The sequence below is a fragment of the Methylophaga sp. UBA4204 genome, assembly GCF_002379485.1.
Classification (GTDB): domain Bacteria; phylum Pseudomonadota; class Gammaproteobacteria; order Nitrosococcales; family Methylophagaceae; genus Methylophaga.
The window spans coordinates 5,695-6,481 of sequence record NZ_DFTU01000092.1 but is presented as its reverse complement, the minus strand read 5'-3'; the positions used below and the strand labels follow the sequence as shown (position 1 = coordinate 6,481).

Here is a 787-nt window from a genome sequence, read left to right as displayed (position 1 = left end):
GATTGTCGAGCCGTTGGTGCAAGGCGCTGGGGGCATGCGTTTTTATTGTCCGCAATATCTGCGTGAGCTTCGGACTTTGTGTGACAAGCATAGCGTGTTGCTGATTTTTGATGAAATAGCTACTGGTTTTGGTCGGACAGGCGATTTGTTCGCTTATGAAACAGCTGGTGTCGTGCCAGATATTCTATGCTTAGGTAAGGCGCTGACAGGGGGGTACATGACGTTGGCGGCCACACTATGTCAAACCAGAGTGGCACAAGGGATCTCAGCTGACGGACAGGGGGTGTTGATGCATGGCCCGACATTTATGGGTAACCCGTTGGCATGTCGCGTAGCCTGTGAAAGTATTGATGTATTACTTGAATCAAACTGGCAACAAAGCGTGCGGGCAATTGAAGCACAGCTTACGGATGAGCTAAATGAACTATCTTCCCATTCACTGGTTAAAGATGTTCGGAGCAAAGGGGCGATTGGGGTGGTGGAACTAAATCAGCCTTTGGATAAGTTTATGGACTGGCTGCCAGGGTTTATCGTGGAGCAGGGCGTATGGATAAGACCATTTCGCTCAATGATTTATGTCATGCCGCCTTACATCATTACCTCGGAGCAATTAACTACGTTGACTACTGCGATAAAATCTATCGTGAATAAGTTGGAGGAATCAGTAAAATCCTGAGTCCGATCAAGATTATGCCTGATAGTTTTCTGTATTTTGCGGCGTAATATCTTCCTCACGTTATCCAGAAAAGCGGATAGCGATACCCTTAAAATAGAATGGAGAAATGAT

The 787-nt window shown here is 46.4% G+C and carries 1 protein-coding gene; it reads left to right on the top strand.

What is annotated here, in order from left to right; translation table 11 throughout:
- On the top strand, positions 1–676 hold a 676-nt coding region (locus B3182_RS13720; protein WP_292753129.1), incomplete at its 5' end, for an aminotransferase class III-fold pyridoxal phosphate-dependent enzyme.
- Between the last annotated feature and the right edge of the window lie 111 nt (positions 677–787).